Source organism: Gemmatimonadales bacterium (genome assembly GCA_035502185.1).
Lineage (GTDB): Bacteria > Gemmatimonadota > Gemmatimonadetes > Gemmatimonadales > JACORV01 > Fen-1245.
This window is the reverse complement of the sequence record DATJUT010000071.1, coordinates 1-17872: the sequence shown is the minus strand read 5'-3', so window position 1 is coordinate 17872 and position 17872 is coordinate 1. Positions and strand designations below refer to the sequence as shown.

The 17872-nt window shown below is 73.1% G+C and carries 20 protein-coding genes and 3 tRNA genes; 22 read left to right on the top strand and 1 reads right to left on the bottom strand.

The features are described 5' to 3' along the window. Positions 1-66: 66 nt before the first annotated feature. On the top strand, positions 67-2658 hold the full coding sequence (locus VMF70_09830; GenBank protein HTT68316.1) for a protein kinase: 2592 nt from the start codon (positions 67-69) through the stop codon (positions 2656-2658). A gap of 1 nt (position 2659) precedes the next feature. Here VMF70_09830 and msrA read toward each other — a convergent pair whose 3' ends face one another. Then, the gene (gene msrA / locus VMF70_09825) at positions 2660-3205 is read right to left on the bottom strand and encodes a peptide-methionine (S)-S-oxide reductase MsrA (protein HTT68315.1); all 546 of its coding nucleotides are present in this window, start codon (positions 3203-3205) and stop codon (positions 2660-2662) included. Positions 3206-3352: 147 nt separating this feature from the next. Between msrA and uvrA the strand changes: the two genes are divergently transcribed. The 21 genes from uvrA (at position 3353) to VMF70_09720 (ending at position 17872) form a co-directional block, all read left to right on the top strand. Further along, a complete protein-coding gene (uvrA, locus tag VMF70_09820) occupies positions 3353-6214 on the top strand; it encodes an excinuclease ABC subunit UvrA (protein ID HTT68314.1) in 2862 nt (953 codons plus the stop codon). A gap of 78 nt (positions 6215-6292) precedes the next feature. Further along, on the top strand, positions 6293-6703 hold the full coding sequence (locus VMF70_09815) for a hypothetical protein (GenBank protein ID HTT68313.1): 411 nt from the start codon (positions 6293-6295) through the stop codon (positions 6701-6703). Positions 6704-6877: 174 nt separating this feature from the next. Continuing rightward, the gene (locus VMF70_09810; GenBank protein ID HTT68312.1) at positions 6878-7129 is read left to right on the top strand and encodes a hypothetical protein; all 252 of its coding nucleotides are present in this window, start codon (positions 6878-6880) and stop codon (positions 7127-7129) included. A gap of 57 nt (positions 7130-7186) precedes the next feature. Then, positions 7187-7441, top strand: coding sequence for a hypothetical protein (locus tag VMF70_09805; protein ID HTT68311.1), 255 nt, complete (start codon positions 7187-7189; stop codon positions 7439-7441). A gap of 6 nt (positions 7442-7447) precedes the next feature. After that, complete coding sequence (locus VMF70_09800) at positions 7448-7729, top strand: hypothetical protein (GenBank protein HTT68310.1); 282 nt, start codon at positions 7448-7450, stop codon at positions 7727-7729. A gap of 3 nt (positions 7730-7732) precedes the next feature. After that, positions 7733-8008: a hypothetical protein gene (locus VMF70_09795; protein ID HTT68309.1), complete on the top strand. Its 276-nt coding sequence runs from the start codon at positions 7733-7735 to the stop codon at positions 8006-8008. Beyond that, entirely contained in the window at positions 8008-8337 is a 330-nt protein-coding gene (locus VMF70_09790) for a hypothetical protein (protein ID HTT68308.1), read from the top strand. Before VMF70_09795 ends, VMF70_09790 begins: the two co-directional genes overlap by 1 nt. Positions 8338-8518: 181 nt before the next feature. Next, positions 8519-8914 (top strand): hypothetical protein, encoded by a 396-nt coding sequence (locus VMF70_09785; protein ID HTT68307.1) that lies wholly within the window; start codon positions 8519-8521, stop codon positions 8912-8914. A gap of 6 nt (positions 8915-8920) precedes the next feature. Beyond that, the gene (locus VMF70_09780) at positions 8921-9709 is read left to right on the top strand and encodes a PspA/IM30 family protein (protein ID HTT68306.1); all 789 of its coding nucleotides are present in this window, start codon (positions 8921-8923) and stop codon (positions 9707-9709) included. 3 nt (positions 9710-9712) lie between these two features. Then, a complete protein-coding gene (locus tag VMF70_09775; GenBank protein HTT68305.1) occupies positions 9713-10849 on the top strand; it encodes an AI-2E family transporter in 1137 nt (378 codons plus the stop codon). A gap of 13 nt (positions 10850-10862) precedes the next feature. Continuing rightward, positions 10863-11948 carry a DUF1611 domain-containing protein gene (locus VMF70_09770; GenBank protein ID HTT68304.1) on the top strand — a complete coding sequence of 362 codons (1086 nt, stop codon included), beginning with the start codon at positions 10863-10865 and terminating at the stop codon, positions 11946-11948. A 132-nt stretch (positions 11949-12080) separates the two neighbouring features. After that, complete coding sequence (locus VMF70_09765; GenBank protein ID HTT68303.1) at positions 12081-12281, top strand: hypothetical protein; 201 nt, start codon at positions 12081-12083, stop codon at positions 12279-12281. A 43-nt stretch (positions 12282-12324) separates the two neighbouring features. Beyond that, positions 12325-12852 carry a hypothetical protein gene (locus VMF70_09760; GenBank protein ID HTT68302.1) on the top strand — a complete coding sequence of 176 codons (528 nt, stop codon included), beginning with the start codon at positions 12325-12327 and terminating at the stop codon, positions 12850-12852. Then, a complete protein-coding gene (locus VMF70_09755; GenBank protein ID HTT68301.1) occupies positions 12849-13583 on the top strand; it encodes a hypothetical protein in 735 nt (244 codons plus the stop codon). Before VMF70_09760 ends, VMF70_09755 begins: the two co-directional genes overlap by 4 nt. Next, positions 13583-14518, top strand: coding sequence for an ABC transporter ATP-binding protein (locus VMF70_09750; GenBank protein HTT68300.1), 936 nt, complete (start codon positions 13583-13585; stop codon positions 14516-14518). The genes VMF70_09755 and VMF70_09750 overlap by 1 nt, the downstream gene beginning before the upstream one ends. Next, the gene (locus VMF70_09745; GenBank protein HTT68299.1) at positions 14515-15261 is read left to right on the top strand and encodes a hypothetical protein; all 747 of its coding nucleotides are present in this window, start codon (positions 14515-14517) and stop codon (positions 15259-15261) included. The genes VMF70_09750 and VMF70_09745 overlap by 4 nt, the downstream gene beginning before the upstream one ends. A 63-nt stretch (positions 15262-15324) precedes the next feature. Continuing rightward, entirely contained in the window at positions 15325-15945 is a 621-nt protein-coding gene (locus tag VMF70_09740) for a mechanosensitive ion channel domain-containing protein (protein HTT68298.1), read from the top strand. Further along, positions 15942-17477, top strand: coding sequence for a cysteine--tRNA ligase (gene cysS / locus VMF70_09735; protein HTT68297.1), 1536 nt, complete (start codon positions 15942-15944; stop codon positions 17475-17477). The genes VMF70_09740 and cysS overlap by 4 nt, the downstream gene beginning before the upstream one ends. A gap of 57 nt (positions 17478-17534) precedes the next feature. Continuing rightward, a tRNA-Thr gene (locus tag VMF70_09730) sits at positions 17535-17610 on the top strand. 104 nt (positions 17611-17714) lie between these two features. Then, positions 17715-17797 (top strand) — tRNA-Tyr (locus VMF70_09725). Positions 17798-17799: 2 nt separating this feature from the next. Next, positions 17800-17872 (top strand) — tRNA-Gly (locus VMF70_09720).

Sequence of the window (17872 nt, the reverse complement as noted above, 5' to 3'; positions counted from 1 at the left end):
AGGTGCACGGCCCCACAACCCACTAACACCCTCTCGTTCCACCGTTTAGATTAGCCGCCGATCCCCATGCCAGATACGGCCCGCCTCGCATCGGCCCTGAGCGACCGCTACGCCATCGAGCGCGAGATCGGCTCGGGGGGCATGGCGACCGTGTACCTGGCGCGCGACCTCAAGCACGACCGCGAGGTGGCGCTCAAGGTGCTGCGCGCCGACCTGAGCGCGGTGCTGGGTGCCGAGCGCTTCCTCAAGGAAATCAGCATCACCGCCAAGCTGGACCACCCCCACATCCTCACGCTGATCGACTCGGGCGCGGCCGACGGGATCCTCTACTACGTCCTGCCGCTGGTGCGCGGGGAGTCGCTCCGGGCGAAACTCGAGCGGGAGCAGCAGCTGGGGATCGACGAGGCCCTGAGCATCACACGCCAGGTGGCGAGCGCGCTGGACTACGCGCACAAGCAGGGCGTGGTGCACCGGGACATCAAGCCCGAGAACATCCTGCTGCACGAGGGCGAGGCCGTCGTCGCGGACTTCGGGATCGCCCTGGCGCTCCGGGAGGCGGGCGGCTCGCGGCTGACCGAGACCGGCCTCAGCCTGGGGACGCCGCAGTACATGAGCCCCGAGCAGGCCACGGGCGACCGGGCGCTCGACGCGCGCAGCGACGTCTACTCGCTGGGCGCGGTGCTGTACGAGATGCTGGCGGGCGAGCCGCCGGTGACCGGGCCGACGGTGCAGGCGGTGATCGCGAAGCTGCTGACGGAGCGGCCCACGCGCCTGAGGACGGTGCGGGACACGATCCCCGACACGATCGACGCGGCGGTGGCGAAGGCGCTGGCGAAGGTGCCGGCGGACCGGTTCTCGAGCGCGGCGGAGTTCGCGGCGGCGCTGCGCCCGCGGGGCTCCGCGGCGGCCGCGATGCCGGCGCCGACCCGGCCGCAGCTGTCGTCCTCGGCGCTGCTGGCTATCGGCGGCGTCGCCGTCCTCGCGGTGATCGGTGTCTGGATCATGAGGACCCAGCTCGGCGCCGGCCGCGGGCCGGCAGTCTCGCTCGCCGGCCGGGTCCAGCTCACCTTTACCGGAAACGTCCAGGCCCCGACGCTCTCGCCCGACGGCAAGCAGCTGGCCTTCTTCTCCCGCACCTGCGTCGAGGGTCGGTGCACCTACGGCATCGAGGTGCAGGACGTCGGCGGCACGGCCACGCGCCGGATCCTCGGCGGCGCTACGGCGGCGTACGGCCTGTGGTGGAGCCCGGATCGCCGCAACCTGCTGGCTCTCGCGACCATCGGCGGGCGCTGGGGCGTCTACCTCCTCTCCGCCCTCGGCGGCACACCGCGGTTCCTGACCACGGGCGCCGCGGCGTTCAACGCGGGCGGTGACTCACTGCTCGTCGGCCCGCAGTTCCGGTCCGACTCAGTCTTCTGGATCAGGGTGACCTCGCTCGACGGTGCGGTGGGGGACAGCATCCGCGTCGCTGGGGCGGGCCTCGGGCTGGGGAACATCCTGGTCGTTCCCGGATCGCGGTGGATCGCGGTCATGATTACTCAGGCTTCCGCTGGCCCGTGGCAGGTCATGGACCGCCGGGGCCGCGTCGCCGATCGACTGGTCAACTCGTGCCCCTGCGCGGGTCGCGCGAGCGCCGACGCGCTGTGGCTCGGCCGCGCGGGCTCGGCGGGTGACTTCTCCGTCGTCCGCATCGCATTCGATGCGGGGAGCGGGCGCCTGGCCCGCCGCCAGGACACGGTGCTGACGGGCGCCATCACCAGCTTCAGCGTCACGTCGGACGGCTCGACGGCCGCCTACGACCAGGGGACCTACGACTACGGTGCCTGGGCGGAGGACCTGGCCGACGCGTTGAAGGGGCGATTGCCGGACTCGCGCCGTTTGGTGCAGGCCTCCACGCCGGTCAGCACGTCGGTGTCACCGGACGGCGCACGGCTGCTCGTGAGGCGCACGCTGCCATCGGCGAGCGGCGCGCTCGAGCGGCACCTCTCCATCTTGCCCTTCGCGGGTGGCGCCGAGGTACCGCTGCAGACAGCGGGCCGGGTCTTCAGCGCTTTCTGGCGGGATTCGGTCTCCGTGCTCGTCGCGACCGGAACCCACGGCCAGCACGTCGCGCTGGTCGACGTCCGGACGGGTGCGGTGGAGCGTGCCTTGGAGCTGCCGGACACCAACATCGTGGACATCACGACGCTGCCGGACGGCTGGGCGTGGATTCCGGGGAGCGACGACCGGATCGTGATCCAGCGGGCCGGGAGGAACATCGAGGTGAAGAAGCCGTCCTGGTTCGGCGTCCTGACCCAGGTCGTCGCCGACCCGGCCGGCCGCTGGATCGGGATGTCAGGCTGGAACGCCGCGACGTTCGACACCGTCGGCATCGCCGTCGTCCCGTCCGACGGCGGCACTCCGGTGATGTGGGCGACGCACTTCGCGGAAGGCGGCTCCATGGACTTTCTCGACGGCGGCGCGGTCGCCCTCGAGCTGTATCCCTCACAGGAGTCCGTGACGCTCTATCGGCTGGCGGCGCCCGGGAAGCTCGAGCTGGTGGGCACGGTCCCGCGCCCCGTCGCGGGTCTGGACTACTCGGCGGACCTCAAGCGTGTCGTGATCGACACCCGCGACTACCACGGCGACGCGTGGACGAGCAGGGTGGAGAAGCGCTAGGTCACTTCTTCAGCTTCTCGAAGTACACCTTCCGCAGCTTCGACACTTTCGGCGCGATGACGATGCGGCAGTAACCCTGGTTCGGGTTCCGCCGGTAGTAGTCGCGGTGGTACTCCTCGGCCGGGTAGAACAGCTCGTAGGGCACGAGCTGCGTCACGATCCGGTCGCTCCACACCCGCTCGGTTTCCAGCTCGGCCATCACCGCCTCGGCCGTCGCCTTCTGCTCGGGCGAGTGGTAGAAGATCGCGGAGCGGTACTGCGTGCCCACGTCGGCGCCCTGGCGGTTGAGCGTCGTCGGATCGTGGATCGTGAAGAACACCTCCAGCACCTCGCGGTACGTGATGACCGACGGGTCGAAGGTGATCTGCACGACCTCGGCGTGGCCCGTGTCGCCCGTGCACACCTGCTCGTACGTCGGCTTCGGCACGTGGCCGCCGGCATAGCCCGGGTCCACGCGCTCGATCCCCTTTAGCTCCAGGTACGCGGCCTCCAGGCACCAGAAGCAGCCCCCGGCGAGGGTCGCGGTCTGCAGATGTTCGGCTGGCATTGGAGAATGTGTAGCAGGGTGTAGGGGGGAGGGTGTAGGGGGGAGGGTGTGGGCGCTGGCTGGCATGTGCCGTCCTCGACCCTACACCCTCACACCCTACACCCGTGTGTTGAAATCGCCCCCCTCGCCAGCGTATGCTACCGTGCTATGCCCGACGACCGGCTCATCGTCCGCGGTGCCCGCGAGCACAACCTCAAGAACATCGACGTCGCCATCCCGCGCGGCAGCCTGACGGTCATCACCGGGCTCAGCGGCTCGGGCAAGTCGTCGCTCGCGTTCGACACCATCTACGCCGAAGGGCAGCGCCGCTACGTCGAGTCGCTGTCGGCGTACGCCCGGCAGTTCCTCGGCCTGATGGAGAAGCCGGACGTGGACGTGATCGAGGGGCTCTCGCCCGCGATCGCCATCGAGCAGAAGAGCGCCGGCCAGAACCCGCGCTCCACCGTCGGCACCGTGACCGAGATCTACGACTACCTGCGGCTGCTGTATGCGCGGGCCGGGACGCCGCACTGCCCCAACGACGGGTCGCCCATCGCCCGTCAGTCGGCGAGCCAGATCACCGACACGGTGCTCGCCTGGCCGGCGGGCACGAAGATCGAGGTGCTCGCGCCGCTGGTGCGCGGGCGCAAGGGCGAGTTCCGCGACCTGTTCGAGGAGGCGCGGCGCGCCGGATTCGTGCGCGCGCGGGTGGACGGCGCGGTGTACGAGCTGGAGCAGGTCCCCAAGCTCAACCGCCGCCAGAACCACGACATCGCCATCGTCGTGGATCGCCTGACGGTGCAGGCCGAGGACCGCCAGCGCCTGGCCGACAGCGTGGAGACCGCGCTCAAGGCCGCGGACGGCGTGGTCGAGGTCGAGCGGCAGGGCCGCGGCGCGCCGGTGAGCACGACGTTCTCGGAGCGCTACGCGTGCCCGGTGTGCGGCCTGTCGCTGCCGGAGCTGGAGCCGCGGCAGTTCTCCTTCAACTCGCCGTTCGGCGCGTGCCCCGACTGTTCCGGCCTCGGCACCCGCCGCGAGGTGAGCGAGCAGCTCGCGCTCGGGGGCGAGGGCATTTCGATCCTCGAGGGCGTCGTGTTGCCGTGGGGCGAGCCGAGCGGGTACCTGCGGAAGGTCATCCTGCCGACGCTGAGCCGCGAGCTGAAGTTCGATCTCAATACGCCGTGGCAGGACCTGCCGGCCGCGACGCGGCAGGCGCTGCTGTACGGCATCGAGGGCCGGAAGGTCAAGTTCCGCTACGAGAGCGAGAAGTTCCACGGCGAGTACGAGTCGGGCTGGGAAGGCATCCTGCGCAACGTCGAGCGGCGCTACCGCGACACGACCTCGGACGCGGTCCGCGAGCAGCTCGAGGCGTACATGATCGAGCGGCCGTGCTCGACCTGCGGCGGCAAACGGCTCAAGCGCGAGAGCCTGTCGGTGCTGGTGGAGGGAAAGAGCATCGGCGACGTGGTCGAGATGTCGGTCGGCGCGGCGCTCGCGTTCGTCGAGGCGCTGCCGCTCCGGGAGGGCGGGAAGCCGGGCCTGGATGCGGAGGTGGCCGGCCCCATCCTCAAGGAGATCCGCGACCGGCTCCGCTTCCTGGTGAACGTCGGGCTCGAATACCTCACCCTCGGCCGCTCCGCCGGCTCGCTGGCGGGCGGCGAGGCGCAGCGCATCCGGCTGGCGACCCAGATCGGCTCGCGGCTGGTGGGCGTGCTGTACATCCTCGACGAGCCGTCCATCGGCCTGCACGCGCGGGACAACACCCGGCTCCTCGCCACGCTCCGCGAGCTGCGGGACCTGGGCAACACGGTCCTGGTGGTGGAGCACGACGAGGAGACCATCCGCGCCGCCGACCACATCGTGGACCTCGGGCCGCGCGCCGGCCGGCACGGCGGCGAGGTCGTGGTCGAGGGCACGCTCGCTCAGGTGCTCGCCCACGACGCGTCGCTCACCGGCCGCTACCTGCGCCGCGAGCTGCGCATCGCGGTGCCCCCCGCGCGCCGCGCGCCCGAGCGCGGCCGGGTGCTGCGGCTGCTCGGGGCGCGCGAGCACAACCTCAAGAACCTCACGGTGGACTTCCCGCTCGGCCTGTTCATCGCGGTGACCGGCGTGTCGGGCTCGGGGAAGTCGAGCCTGGTGACCGACATCCTCTACCAGGCGCTGGCGCGGCACTTCTTCGGCGCCAAGCTCATCCCCGGCGCGCACGACCGCATCGAGGGGCTCGACCTCGTGGACAAGGTCATCGACATCGACCAGAGCCCCATCGGCCGCACGCCGCGCTCCAACCCGGCCACCTACACCGGCCTGTTCAGCCCGATCCGCGAGATCTTCACCGAGCTGCCCGAGGCGAAGATGCGCGGCTACGGGCCGGGCCGCTTCTCCTTCAACGTGAAGGGCGGGCGGTGCGAGGCGTGCCAGGGCGACGGCCTGGTGAAGATCGAGATGCACTTCCTGCCCGACGTCTACGTGCCGTGCGACGTGTGCCGCGGCCGGCGCTACAACCGGGAGACGCTGGAGGTCCGCTTCAAGGGCAAGAACATCGCCGACGTCCTGGACCTCACGGTGGCCGAGGCGCTGGAGTACTTCGCCAACCAGCCGCGGGTGCACGCCAAGCTGGAGACGCTGAACGACGTGGGTCTGGGCTACATCCACCTCGGCCAGAGCGCGACCACGCTCTCGGGCGGCGAGGCGCAGCGCGTCAAGCTCGCCACCGAGCTCAGCAAGCGCGACACCGGCCGCACGCTGTACATCCTCGACGAGCCGACGACGGGCCTGCACTTCGAGGACGTGCGGCTGCTGCTCGAGGTGCTGCACCGGCTGGTGGAGAAGGGCAACACGGTGGTGGTGATCGAGCACAACCTCGACGTGGTGAAGACCGCCGACTGGGTCATCGACCTCGGCCCCGAGGGCGGCGACGCGGGCGGGCAGGTCGTGGCCGCGGGGACGCCGGAGACCGTGGCGCGTCACGCCGGCTCCCACACCGGGCGCGCGCTCGCGCCGCTGCTGGCGACCGGCCGCAAGTCGGCCTAGATTGGCGCGTTAGCCCGACCCACCGCCGTCGCACCCGTTCACGCGCACCGACAGGTCGGCCCCGAGGCCGGAGCCCCGATGACCGAGTTCAGCGACCGCGTCCAGTCCGCCGTCGGCGCCACCTACCGCATCGAGAAGGAGGCGCGGGCCGCGTATCAGGCGGTGGCGGAGAGCCTGGGCTGCAACGCCTGCGCCGAGCCGTGGATCGCCCGTGCCTGGGACGCGCAGGGCGTGCCGGACTCCGCGCTCGCGCACCTCGAGCGATACCTGGCATCGCCCGACCTCTTCCGCTGGCAGTGGGACCCGCAATTCCGGCCGTGGATCCTGCGGCGCGCCGGCGAGCTCGCCGCCCAGCTCGGGCGCCGCCAGCTGGCCGTCCGGCGGTACGCCGAGTTCGTGGACCTGTGGAAGAACGCCGATCCCGATCTTCAGCCCGTGGTGAAGGACGTGCGGGCGCGGATCGCGCGACTCGGCGCGGGCGGCCGTTGACCGCTCGATCCGTCGCTGGCATCGCCACGCAAGTCGGCCTAGATTGGCGCGTTAGCGAAACTTCCGGGCCCCTCCGCCCGTCGGTTCTCGCGGTGACCCGTTGCAGGGGGTGGCGCCTTCATCGACGCCGGTGAGTTCGCGGCCTACGTCTTCACGATCGTCACCGGCATCTCGGTGCTGACGATCGTGGGTGCGGTGGTCCGGCGCGTCGCGTCCGGGCCGCGCCACAAGAGCGTCGGCGCGGGCGCGAGCGACCCCGGGCCGGAGTCGGTGCGGCAGCTCGCCACGGAGCTGGACGCCGTGCGCGACGAGGTTGCCGGCCTGAGGCGCGAGCTGGACGACGCCCAGAACCGCCTCGACTTCACCGAGCGGCTGCTCGCCCAGGCGCGGGAGCGCGGCCTGTTGAGCGCGCCCAAGGAGCGGTGACGATGTCGCACCGCGACGGAGCCTCCGATTAGCGGGCCCGATGCGATCGTCGCGATCGTGGTGTTCGGCGCCGCCGGCAGCGTGGCGCTGACGCTGGCGCGCGCGTTCGCCCGGCGCATCGCCGGCGGGACGGGCCGCACGCGGGAGGTCGAGGCGCTGCGTGACGAGGTGGCCCAGCTCGGTGCGGAGCTGGACGACCTGCGTCGCCGCGTGGAACCGGTCGACGAGATCCTGAACCGGCTCGACTTCACCGAACGGCTCCTGGCGCAGGCCCGCGAGAAGGGCCTGTTGCAGGCGCCCAGGGAACGGTAGGCCTCGGTGGACTGGGTCGGTCTCGTCGCGGTCGTGATGGTCTTCGGCACCGGCATGGTGGGCATCGTCGCGTTCAGCCCCATCGGCCGGGCCATCTCCAACGCCATCCAGAAGAAGAGTGGCGTGATGCTGCCGCCGGAAGTTCAGGACCAGATGGACGAGCAGGAGGAGCGGCTCGAGGCGCTCGCGCGGCAGGTGGGCGAGCTGGCCGAGCGGCAGGATTTCGCCGAGCGGCTGCTCGCGCAGGCGCGCGAGAAGGGTGCGCTGCCCGCGCCGAAGGATCACTGAGACGTGGAGGACATTCTCGCGATCGTGATGGTGTTCGGCACCGGGATGGTGGGCATCATCGCCTTCAGCCCGATCGGCCGAGCCATCGCGAACGCGATCAACCGCCGGAGCGGTGGCACGCCGCCGCCGGAGCTCGCCGCCGCGGTGGACGACCTGGCCGACCGGGTCGAGTCCCTCCAGCGGCAGGTGGGCGAGCTGGCCGAGCGGCAGGACTTCGCCGAGCGGCTGCTGGCGCAGGCGCGCGAGAAGGGACTGGCCGCCGGGGGAGGTGCGCCGTGATGCAGGGACCGTCGCCGGGCGAGATGGCCCCGATCGTGATTCCGGTCTTCGGAATGCTCACCGGCCTCGCGATCACCGGCTTCGTGGTGCTCGGCCCCGTGGGCCGGGCGGTGGGGCGCGTGCTGCTGCACCTCTTCGGGGTGGAGCGGCAGACGGCCCTGCCGGCGGCGGACGTCGCCCAGCTGCGCGCGCTGCTCGAGGACCAGGTCGACCGGCTCGAATCGCAGCAGCGCCAGCTCGCCGAGCTGGCGGAGCGGCAGGACTTCGCCGAGCGGCTGCTCGCGAAGGCGCGGGAGAAGGGGTTGCCGGCGGGCGGAGGCGGGCAGTAGTGCAGACGCCGCCGTTCATGCCGCCCCAGGTGTACGTGAACGGATCTCGCGGAGCGGCAGGACTGTGCGGAACGGTTGCTGGCGCAGGTGCCCAACCAGCCGCGCCTCCCTGGCGCCGGGAACGTCGCCGGGTGAAACATTGATGGTGGCCCTCGCGGGCCGCCGTCCCTAAGGAGTGGCCATGGTCAGTCGGGAGGACGTGGAGGGCTTCATCGCGCGGCTGGAGGCCGAGGGCGTCCACGCGCGCGAGGTCGAGCCCGGTCTGTGGGTCTTGAACGCGAACGGGGACGGGCCGGACGTCGCCGTCCACTACGCGCCGCCGGTGGTGGTGCTGCGCGTCAAGGTCATGACGCTGCCCAAGAAGCTGAAGAAGCCGGACCTGTACCTGCACCTGCTGGAGCTCAACGCCAAGGACCTGGTGCACGGCTCCTACGGGGTGGACGGCAACGACATCGTCCTCTCCGACACGCTCGAGCTGGAGAACCTGGACTTCAACGAGTTCCAGGCGAGCTTCGAATCCATGACGCTGGCGCTGGCGTCGCACCTGGCGACCCTGGCTCCTTACCGGGAAGCGTGAGGCGATATGGGAATCTTTGACCGTCTGTCCACGCTCGTCCGGTCGAACCTCAACGACCTGATCTCCAGCGCCGAGAACCCGGAGAAGATGCTGAACCAGCTGATCCTGGACATGCGGAGCCAGCTGGCGAAGGCGAAGCAGCAGGTGGCGGCGGCGATCGCGGACGAGAAGAAGCTCCAGGCGCAGGCCGAGCAGGAGAAGAAGCAGGCCGAGGACTGGGAGAAGCGCGCCATGCTGGCCGTCCAGGAGGGGCGCGACGATCTCGCCAAGCAGGCGCTGCTGCGGCACTCGGAGCACATGGAGGCCGCGGTTCAGCTCGACGACACCTGGCGCAAGCACGCTGGGGAGACCGAGGCGCTCAAGAACTCGCTGCGGGCGCTGAACGACAAGATCGAGGAAGCCAAGCGCAAGAAGAACATCCTGGTGGCGCGGCAGCGGCGCGCCGAGGCGCAGAAGCGCATCCACGAGACGATGGGCTCGATCAGCGACAAGAGCGCGTTCGAGACCTTCGAGCGGATGGCGGAGCGCATCGAGCAGAACGAGCGCAAGGCGCTGGCGGCGGCCGAGCTGAGCGAGGAGCTGTCGGGCGACTCGCTCGCCAAGCAGTTCGAGCAGCTCGAGTACAAGGCCGACGCCGACACCCAGCTGCTGGCGCTCAAGCAGAAGATGGGGCTCCTGGGGCCCGGCAAGGCCGAGCAGCCCAAGCAGCTCGGCACGGGCAAGACCGCCGACGTGCACGACGCGGAGGTGGTCGAGGAAGGGGAGGACGAGGCGCCGCCGCGCAAGAAGGGCTGACCCGTGAGCGACGCCGTCCCGGCGGCGCGGCGGGCGGCGCCGCTGCTGCTGGCGCTGCTGCTGGTCGCGATCCTGCTGCTCCTGCTCCGGATCGCGGATCTGCTCCTGCTGGTCTTCATCGCCGTCCTCGTCGCGGTGTACCTGTCCGCCGTCACCGCGGTCGCGGTGCGCTGGGCGCGGCTGCCGCGGCCGCTCGCACTGGCGCTCGCCATCCTCGCCACCCTGGCGGCGTTCGCCGCGGTGGCGGCGCTGGTGGCCCCGCCCGTCGTGCAGCAGACGCAGGACCTGATCGCCGCCGTGCCGCAGTACCTCACCGGGCTCGACGCGACCATCGCCGGCTGGGCCCGCCGCATCCCGATGCTGCGCCGCGCCGGGCTCACGGCCGGGGAGACCGGGCTGGTCTCGAGCGCGCTCCGGGACGCCGTGGCCTTCGTGCGTCACGGCATCATTCCCACCGCGACCGCCACCGGGCTGGTGGTCATCGAAGGCATCGCGGTGCTGGTGATGGCCGTGTACCTCGCGGTGCATCCCGCCCTCTACCAGGAGGGCGCGCTCGCCCTGGTGCCGCCGAAGCACCGCAGCTTCGCCCGCGCCATCCTGCTCGACCTGGCGGCGACCCTGCGCGCGTGGGTGGGCGCGCAGCTGTTCGAGATGGTGGTGCTCGCGATCCTCACCGGCGTCGGACTGTGGCTGCTCGACGTCCCCTACTGGCTGGCCTTCGCCATCTTCACCGGCGTCGTGGCCCTGATCCCGTTCTTCGGCACGCTGTTCTCCACGGTGCTTCCCGCCCTGCTCGTGCTGCCGGACCGCGGCGTCCTGATCGCGCTGGCCGTGGCCTCCGTGGGCGTGGGGGTCCACCTGGTCGAGGCCAACCTGGTGGGCCCGCTCGTGATGCACCGGCGGGTCGCGCTGCCACCCGTGCTCACCATCCTCAGCGTGCTGATCGCCGCGGAGCTGTCCGGGCTCCTGGGCATGCTGGTCGCCGTGCCGGCGCTCGCGGTCGTCATCGTGCTGGTGCGCCACGTCCTGATCGACCGCGCGTACGGGGCCGGCGCGGCCGAAGTGGTGCTGCCGCCCGCCGTGCTCGTCACGACCCGCGAAATGCCGGTGCCGGCGGCGGCCCGATCCCCCACCGCCTAGGCGCCCCGGTGCCGTGACGCCGCCCAGGTTCCTCGTCATCGCCGAGGGCGCGTTCGGGCCCGAGACGTCCAAGACCGCGGTCTGCGCCATCCGCTACGTGCCCGAGCGGGTCGTGGCGGTCCTGGACAGCCGGGCGGCGGGCCGCACGGCGCAGGACGTGCTCGGCTTCGGGGGGAGCATCCCGGTCGTCGGCTCGCTCGAGGCGGGCCTGGCCCTCGGGCCCACCGCGCTGCTGGTGGGGATCGCGCCGCGCGGCGGCCGGCTGCCGGAGGAGTGGCGTGGCTGGATCGCCGCCGCCATCGACCGGGGTCTCGACGTCTGGAGCGGGCTGCACACGCGCCTCGGCGACGATCCGGACCTGGCGGCGCGGGCGCGCGCCCGGGGCGTCCGCCTGTTCGACCTCCGCCAGCCGCCCGACGGCCTCACCGTCTCGAACGGCCGGGCGCGACTGGTGGACGCGCTGGTCGTCCTCACGGTCGGCACCGACTGCAACACGGGGAAGATGACCGCGCAGCTCGAGCTGCTGCGGGGCCTCGAGGCGCGCGGCATCCGCGCCCGCTTCGTGGCGACCGGCCAGACGGGCATCCTCATCGCGGGCCGGGGCATCGCGGTGGACGCCGTGCCCGCCGACTTCATCGGCGGTGCGGCCGAGCAGATGGTGCTCGAGGCGGCTCCCGGCGCCGACGTCGTGCTGGTCGAGGGGCAGGGCAGCCTCATCCATCCCGGCTACGCGGGCGTCACGCTCGGCCTGCTGCACGGCTCGGCTCCCGCCGCGATGATCCTCTGCCACCAGGCGTCGCGGCGCCTGGTCGGCGAGTACTACAAGGGCTCCGCGTGGGTCCCGATCCCGCCGCTGGCCGACGTGGTGCGGGTCTACGAGCAGGCCGCCGGCTGGATCGCCGCGTCGCGGGTGATCGGCATCGCCCTCAACACCTACGACCTTGCCGGGCGCGAGGCCGCCGCCGCCGTCGAGCGCGCCGGCAGGGAGACGGGGCTCCCGGCCACGGACCCCGTGCGGTTCGGCGCCGGTCCCCTGGTCGAAGCCGTCGTCGCGGCGGCGGAGCAGCGCCGGCGCGCGCGCGCCGGCCGGCCCGCGTAGGATCGCGCCACCCTCCGTCGCTTCCGGTACCGCGGTCCACCCCGTCCCGCATTAGGTTCGCGCCGCCTCGAAACGAGGCGGTGCGGCGCGGGCGCTGGCCCCTCCGTTCATCCATTGCCTAAGGAGCGAGCCATGAAGCGGAGCCTCTTCGCGCTGGTGTCGGCGCTGGCCCTGGCGGGCAGCCCGGCGCCGGCCCACGCCAAGAACGTCATCTTCTGCATGATCGAGGCGGTGGCGGAGTGCGACGCGCGGTTCCCGGCGGGTGACTACCGGAACACCTCCATCCGGGGGTGGTGCTACATGATCACCACGGGCATGTGCGCGGCGAGCTGAGCGACACGGACTGCTTGGACCGGGGGAGATGGGAGTGAGGTTCATGGGACGGGCGTCACGCCGCATCAGCCGCCGGGGCCCGGCCGTCGCCGCCGCCCTGGCGGCGCTCGGCTGGGTGGCGTGCGCCGCGGACGGCGTCCAGCCGGTCGCCACCGAGGCGTCGCTCGTGCGGGTGGCGGCGGCCGCGCACCGGGACGTCTACGGCCGTCCGGTCGCCCTGGCGCCGCTGTTCGCCGGCCGGGCGGTGCTCTACGTCTTCCGCAGCGACTGCCCGCACTGCGCGGCCGACATGGCGGCGGCGCCCGCGCTCGCGGCGCGGCGCGGCGCCCCGGCCGTCATCCTGGTGTCCCGCGAGAGCGCGGCGCGGCTGCGCGCCGTGCTGGGGCCGCAGCCGCCGGAGCGCCTGATCGTGCTGTCCGACAGCGACGGCGCGATCACCCGAGAGGCGCTGCCGACGCGGTTCGTGCCTAGGTTCGTGGGCGCGGCGGGCTTCCGGGTGAGGCTGGACGTCACCGGCGACCGCGGCGCGGGCCTCGCCGCCGCCCTCGCCGCCCTGGAGAGCCGGCCGTGAGCGCACCCCTGGTCGAGGCCGGGTGCGCGCTGCGGCGCCTCGCACGCCGCCGCACGGCTCCGGCCACGCTGCTCGTGGGCGCCGTCCTGCTCGGGTACGCGGCGGCGGTGAGGCCGGTCGCGACCGCGCGCGATGCGCTGTCGGCGTCGTCGGCCATCGGGGCGGTCGTGGTGCTGTTCCTGTCCGCGGGCGTCGTCGCCGACGACCGGGAGCGCGGGCGCCTCGCCTTGGCCGCCACGCATCCCTCGCCGCCGGCGGTCTGGGTGGTCGGGCGCTGGCTCGCCGTCGCCGCCGTCGCGGTGGCCGTCTTCGCCGTGGCCGCGGCCGTGCTGCTCGAAATCGCGCGTGCGCCGGAGCCGCCGGTCGGCGTCGCCCTCGCCGCGGCGGCCGCGCTCGCGCACCTCGTGGCGCTCGCGGCGCTGGCGGTGGCGCTCTCGTGCAGCGTCGGTTCCACCGCGCAGGTGCTGGTGCTGCTGGCCGTGCTCGGGCTCGGGGCCGTGCCCCCGGAGATCGCCGCCCAGGCGCTCGGCGCTGCCGCGGGCGCCGTGGCGCGGGTTGCCTGGGCCGTGCTCCCGACCTCGTGGGCGCTGAGCCGCCTGCACGAGTGGGCCCTGGCCGCCGGGCCGCCGGCGCCGGCGCTCGCCCTCGGCCTGGCGCTCCAGCCGGCGCTGTGGCTCGGCGCGGGCGTCCGACGGCTCGCCGGCAGCGAGCTCGCGGCGCGGAGCGGCTGATGCGCGCCACGCTGCTGGCCCGGGAGCTGCGCCGCACCTTCGGCACCGGACACGGGCGAGCGCGCGTGCGCGCGCTGGACGGGGCCGACCTGGTGGCGCTCGCCGGCGAATGCGTCGGGCTCGTGGGACCCAACGGCGCCGGCAAGTCCACGCTGTTCGGGGTCGCCGCCGGGCTGCTCGCACCGGACGCGGGCGAGATCTGGGTGTGCGGGCGGTGGCCCCGCTCCCGGGAGGCGCGGCGGCTGGTGGGCTACGCACCGGAGCGGCCCGCCTTCTACCCGGAGCTCACCGTACGCGAGGTGCTGGCGCGCTTCGCCGCGGACCACGCGCGCGCCCGGCCCGCGCGCCGCACTCTGGTGGACGCGGCGCTCGAGCTGGGAGGTCTCGTGGCCTGGGCCGACCGCCGTGCGGCCGCGCTGTCGCTCGGCGTCGCCCAGCGGCTCGCCTTCGCCCAGGCGGCCCTCGGCCGGCGGGAGCTGGTGCTGCTGGACGAGACGCTGTCGGGGCTCGACCCCCTGGCGCAGCGCGACGCCCGCGAGCGCATCCACGGGCTGCTGGACCGCGGCGTCACCGTGGTCATCGCCTCGCACGACCTGGCCACGGTCGAGCGGCTGGCCTCGCGGGTCGCGATCCTGCAACAGGGCCGCACCATCCGGGTGCTGGAGTCCAGCGACCTCGCGCGGGAGCTGTCGCTGGTGCTGGTGGTCGAGGGCTCCCCGCGCGCCGCCGCGCGCATCCTCGCGCAGCGCTATCCGGACGTGTGGTGCGAGCCCGCCGGCGCCCGCGTCGCCATCGGCCCGCGCGAGACGCCCGAGGGCATCCTGGCCTACTGCCGCGAGCACCGCATCGGCGTCCGTGCCTCGCGCGTCGTGTCGCGCACCCTCGAAGAGGCGGCGGTCGCCGTGCTCGCCGGGGCGGGGGCGGGGGCGGGATGAGATCCGCCGCCCGGTCGCTGCTGCTGCCGCTCGAGGGCCTGTGGGCGCCTGGCCCCGCCATGGACGTCGCCGGCTCGCGCCGCGCGCTCCTGGCGCTCGCCGCCCTGCTGCTGCTCCTCGCGGCCCTCGGCGCCGCGTCCCTCCCCCGCCTGCTCGCGCTGCTGGGGGAGACGCTGGGCGGCGGCGCCGCGGCGGCGGCGCACGCCGACGCGCTGCGCGCGGGCCTGGCGCGGTACCTGGTGGCCGACCGGCTGCTGCCCCCGGTGCCGATCGCGCTCGCCGCGACGCTGGTCGCGATGGTCGCCACGCCGGCGCTCGCCGGGCGTCGGGTCGCCGGCCGCGCCGTGTGCGGCGTGCTCGCGGTGGGGGCGGCGCCGCTCGTCGTCCAGCGCCTCGGCGAGCTGGCGGTGGTCTGGGCCACCCCCGCCGCCGGGCTCGTGCCGGGCGACGTCGCGGCACTGGCCGCCCGCTTCAACGTGGGCGCCGCGGGCCTGCTCGCCGCCGTGGGCCAGTCGCCGGCCGGTGCGCTCAGCGTGGCCGCGGAAGCGGCGAACGCCATCGGCCTGTGGGTGGTCGCGCTGTGGGGCTGGGGCCTGGCGCGGCTCGATCACGACGCCGCGCCCGCCGGACCGGGCCTGCCCGCCTGGCCGTTCGTCCTCGCGGTCGCCGCCTACGGCGTCGCGTACGCGCTGTACGCGGTGCTCTTCCCCTACTACCTCGTGCTCGTGATGGGCGCGCCGTAGCCGAGGCGGACCGGGCGCCTCGCGGTTGAACCCGGCCGCGCGCGTGGGTAGCTTGGCACCGCCGTGAGCGCTCCCCTCGGTCTCCTCAAGGCGTCGGTCGTCCTCAGCAGGGTCGAACTCCGCGTCCCTCGCTGGGACGTGGACCTCGATCTGGTGCTGCGCGGCCTCGGCAAGGCCCTCGTCATTCTCGCCGCGGCGTATCTCGCGCGCTGGGCCGTGCACCGCCTGTCGCACCGCATCGAGGCGCGGGCGGTGCCGGGCGATCCGCTCACGCGGGGACACCGCGTCCAGCGCGCCACGACGCTGGCCCAGCTGCTCCGGCACGTCGCCGCCATCGTCATCGCGATCGTCACGGGGCTCCTGGTCCTCGACATCTTCATCAACATCGGGCCCCTGCTGGCGGGCGCCGGCGTGCTCGGCCTGGCCGTGTCGCTGGGGTTCCAGAACGTGATGAAGGACATCATCACCGGGTTCCTGATCGTGCTCGAGGACCAGTACGTCGTCGGCGACCGGGTGAGGATCGGCGAGGTGGAGGGCACGGTCCACCAGCTGACCCTGCGTGCCACGGTGGTGCGCGACGACGCCGGCGCGTTGCACTACCTTGCCAACGGGTCGCTCACGGCGGTGGCGAACCTCTCGCGTCGGCCCGGCCCCGCGGGCGCGGCGGGGCAGGCCCCCCGGTGACGCTGCGGCTGTTCAACACGCTCTCCCGCGCGGTGGAGCCGTTCGCGCCGCTCGCGCCGCCCGGGGTCACGCTCTACACCTGCGGCCCCACGGTGTGGAACTACGCCCACATCGGCAACTTCCGGACCTTCGTGTTCGAGGACGTGCTGCGCCGCTGGCTCGAGTGCTCCGGCTACGGCGTCACCCACGTCATGAACGTCACCGACGTGGACGACCGCACGATCAACGCCGCCATCGCCGCCGGCGTGCGGCTGCCCGAGCACACGGCGAAATACCTGCAGGCGTTTTTCGACGACTGCGCGTACCTGCGGCTCGAGCCCGCCACGCACTATCCGCGCGCCACCGAGCACGTTCCGCAGATGGTCGCGCTGGTCGAGCGGCTGCTGGCGCGCGGCGTCGCCTACCGGGGCGAGGACGGCTCGGTGTACTTCGCCATCGGGCGGTTCCCCGCCTACGGGAAGCTGTCCCGCATCGACGCGCGCGAGATCAAGGTCGGGGCGCGGGTCAGCTCCGACGAGTACGCCAAGGAGGACGCGCGCGACTTCGTGCTGTGGAAGGCGGCCAAGCCGGAGGACGAGGCGGCGGAAGCGGCGTGGGACGCGCCGTTCGGCCGGGGACGCCCCGGCTGGCACCTCGAGTGCTCGGCGATGAGCCAGCACTACCTTGGCGAGACCATCGACCTGCACGCGGGCGGCGTGGACCTGATCTTCCCGCATCACGAGGACGAGATCGCCCAGTCGGAGGCGGCGAGCGGGAAGCCGTTCGTGCGCACCTGGCTGCACGGCGAGTTCCTGCTGGTCGAGGGGACCAAGATGTCGAAGCGCTACGGGAACTTCCTCACCGTGCGCGATCTGCGGGACGACGGCTGGGACGCGGCGGCCCTGCGCCTGCTGTTCGCGTCCACCCAGTACCGCAAGCAGCTGAACTTCACCGACGAGGGGCTGCGGGCGGCGGAGGCCGGCGCGGCCCGGCTGGGCGAGCTGCGGCGCCGGCTGGCCCGGAGCCCTGCCGCCGCGGGGGCGGATGCGGCGGCGGGCGCGGCCGCGCCGCTCGCTCCGGCGGCGGACCGGCTGCTGGCCGAGTTCACGGCGGCGATGGACGACGACCTGGACACGCCCCGGGCGCTGGCGGCGCTGATGGAGTTCGTGCGCGAGGCGAACGCGGCCCTGGACGCCGGCGGCGGCGACGCCGCCGACCGGGCGCGGGCGGTCGAGATCTTCGACCGCACGGCGGGGGTCCTGCAGGTGGTGGGGCGCGATGCCGAGATCCTGCCGGCGGAGCCGGGCGCGCGCCTCGTCCCGGGCGGGGCCGCGGCCGGGCCCGGCGGCCCCCTGGGGCCACCCGCGGCCGGCGAGGACGTGGACGCGTGGGCCGCGCGGGTCGCGGACGAGCGCCAGGCCGCCCGGATGGGGAAGGACTGGGCCCGGGCGGACCTCGCCCGCACGCTCCTGGCGGAGCAGGGCTACGAAGTGCGGGACGGCAAGGACGGCCGGCCGCGGCTGCTCCGAAAGCGGCCTCCCACCACGACTTGACCCTCGGCAGAGCCCCCATTAAGCTTGAAGGCTGGCGCAAACTCGACTGATGGGCGCGCTGACGTAGCTCAATCGGTAGAGCAGCTGATTTGTAATCAGCAGGTTAAGGGTTCGAGTCCCTTCGTCAGCTCCAGTGGTGGCGGCAAGGAGAATTCGGCCATGGCTCGACATTCCACCCCGCGGAACCGCACGCGGGGTGGTCTGTTCAGCGGCCGTGGAGGCCTGGAGGGGCGTCGGGGTGGGGTGCCCGAGTGGCTAAAGGGAGCAGACTGTAAATCTGCCGGCTTCGGCCTACGAAGGTTCGAATCCTTCCCCCACCACTGCGGGCGTAGCTCAGTTGGTAGAGCATCAGCCTTCCAAGCTGAGGGTCGCGGGTTCGAGCCCCGTCGCCCGCT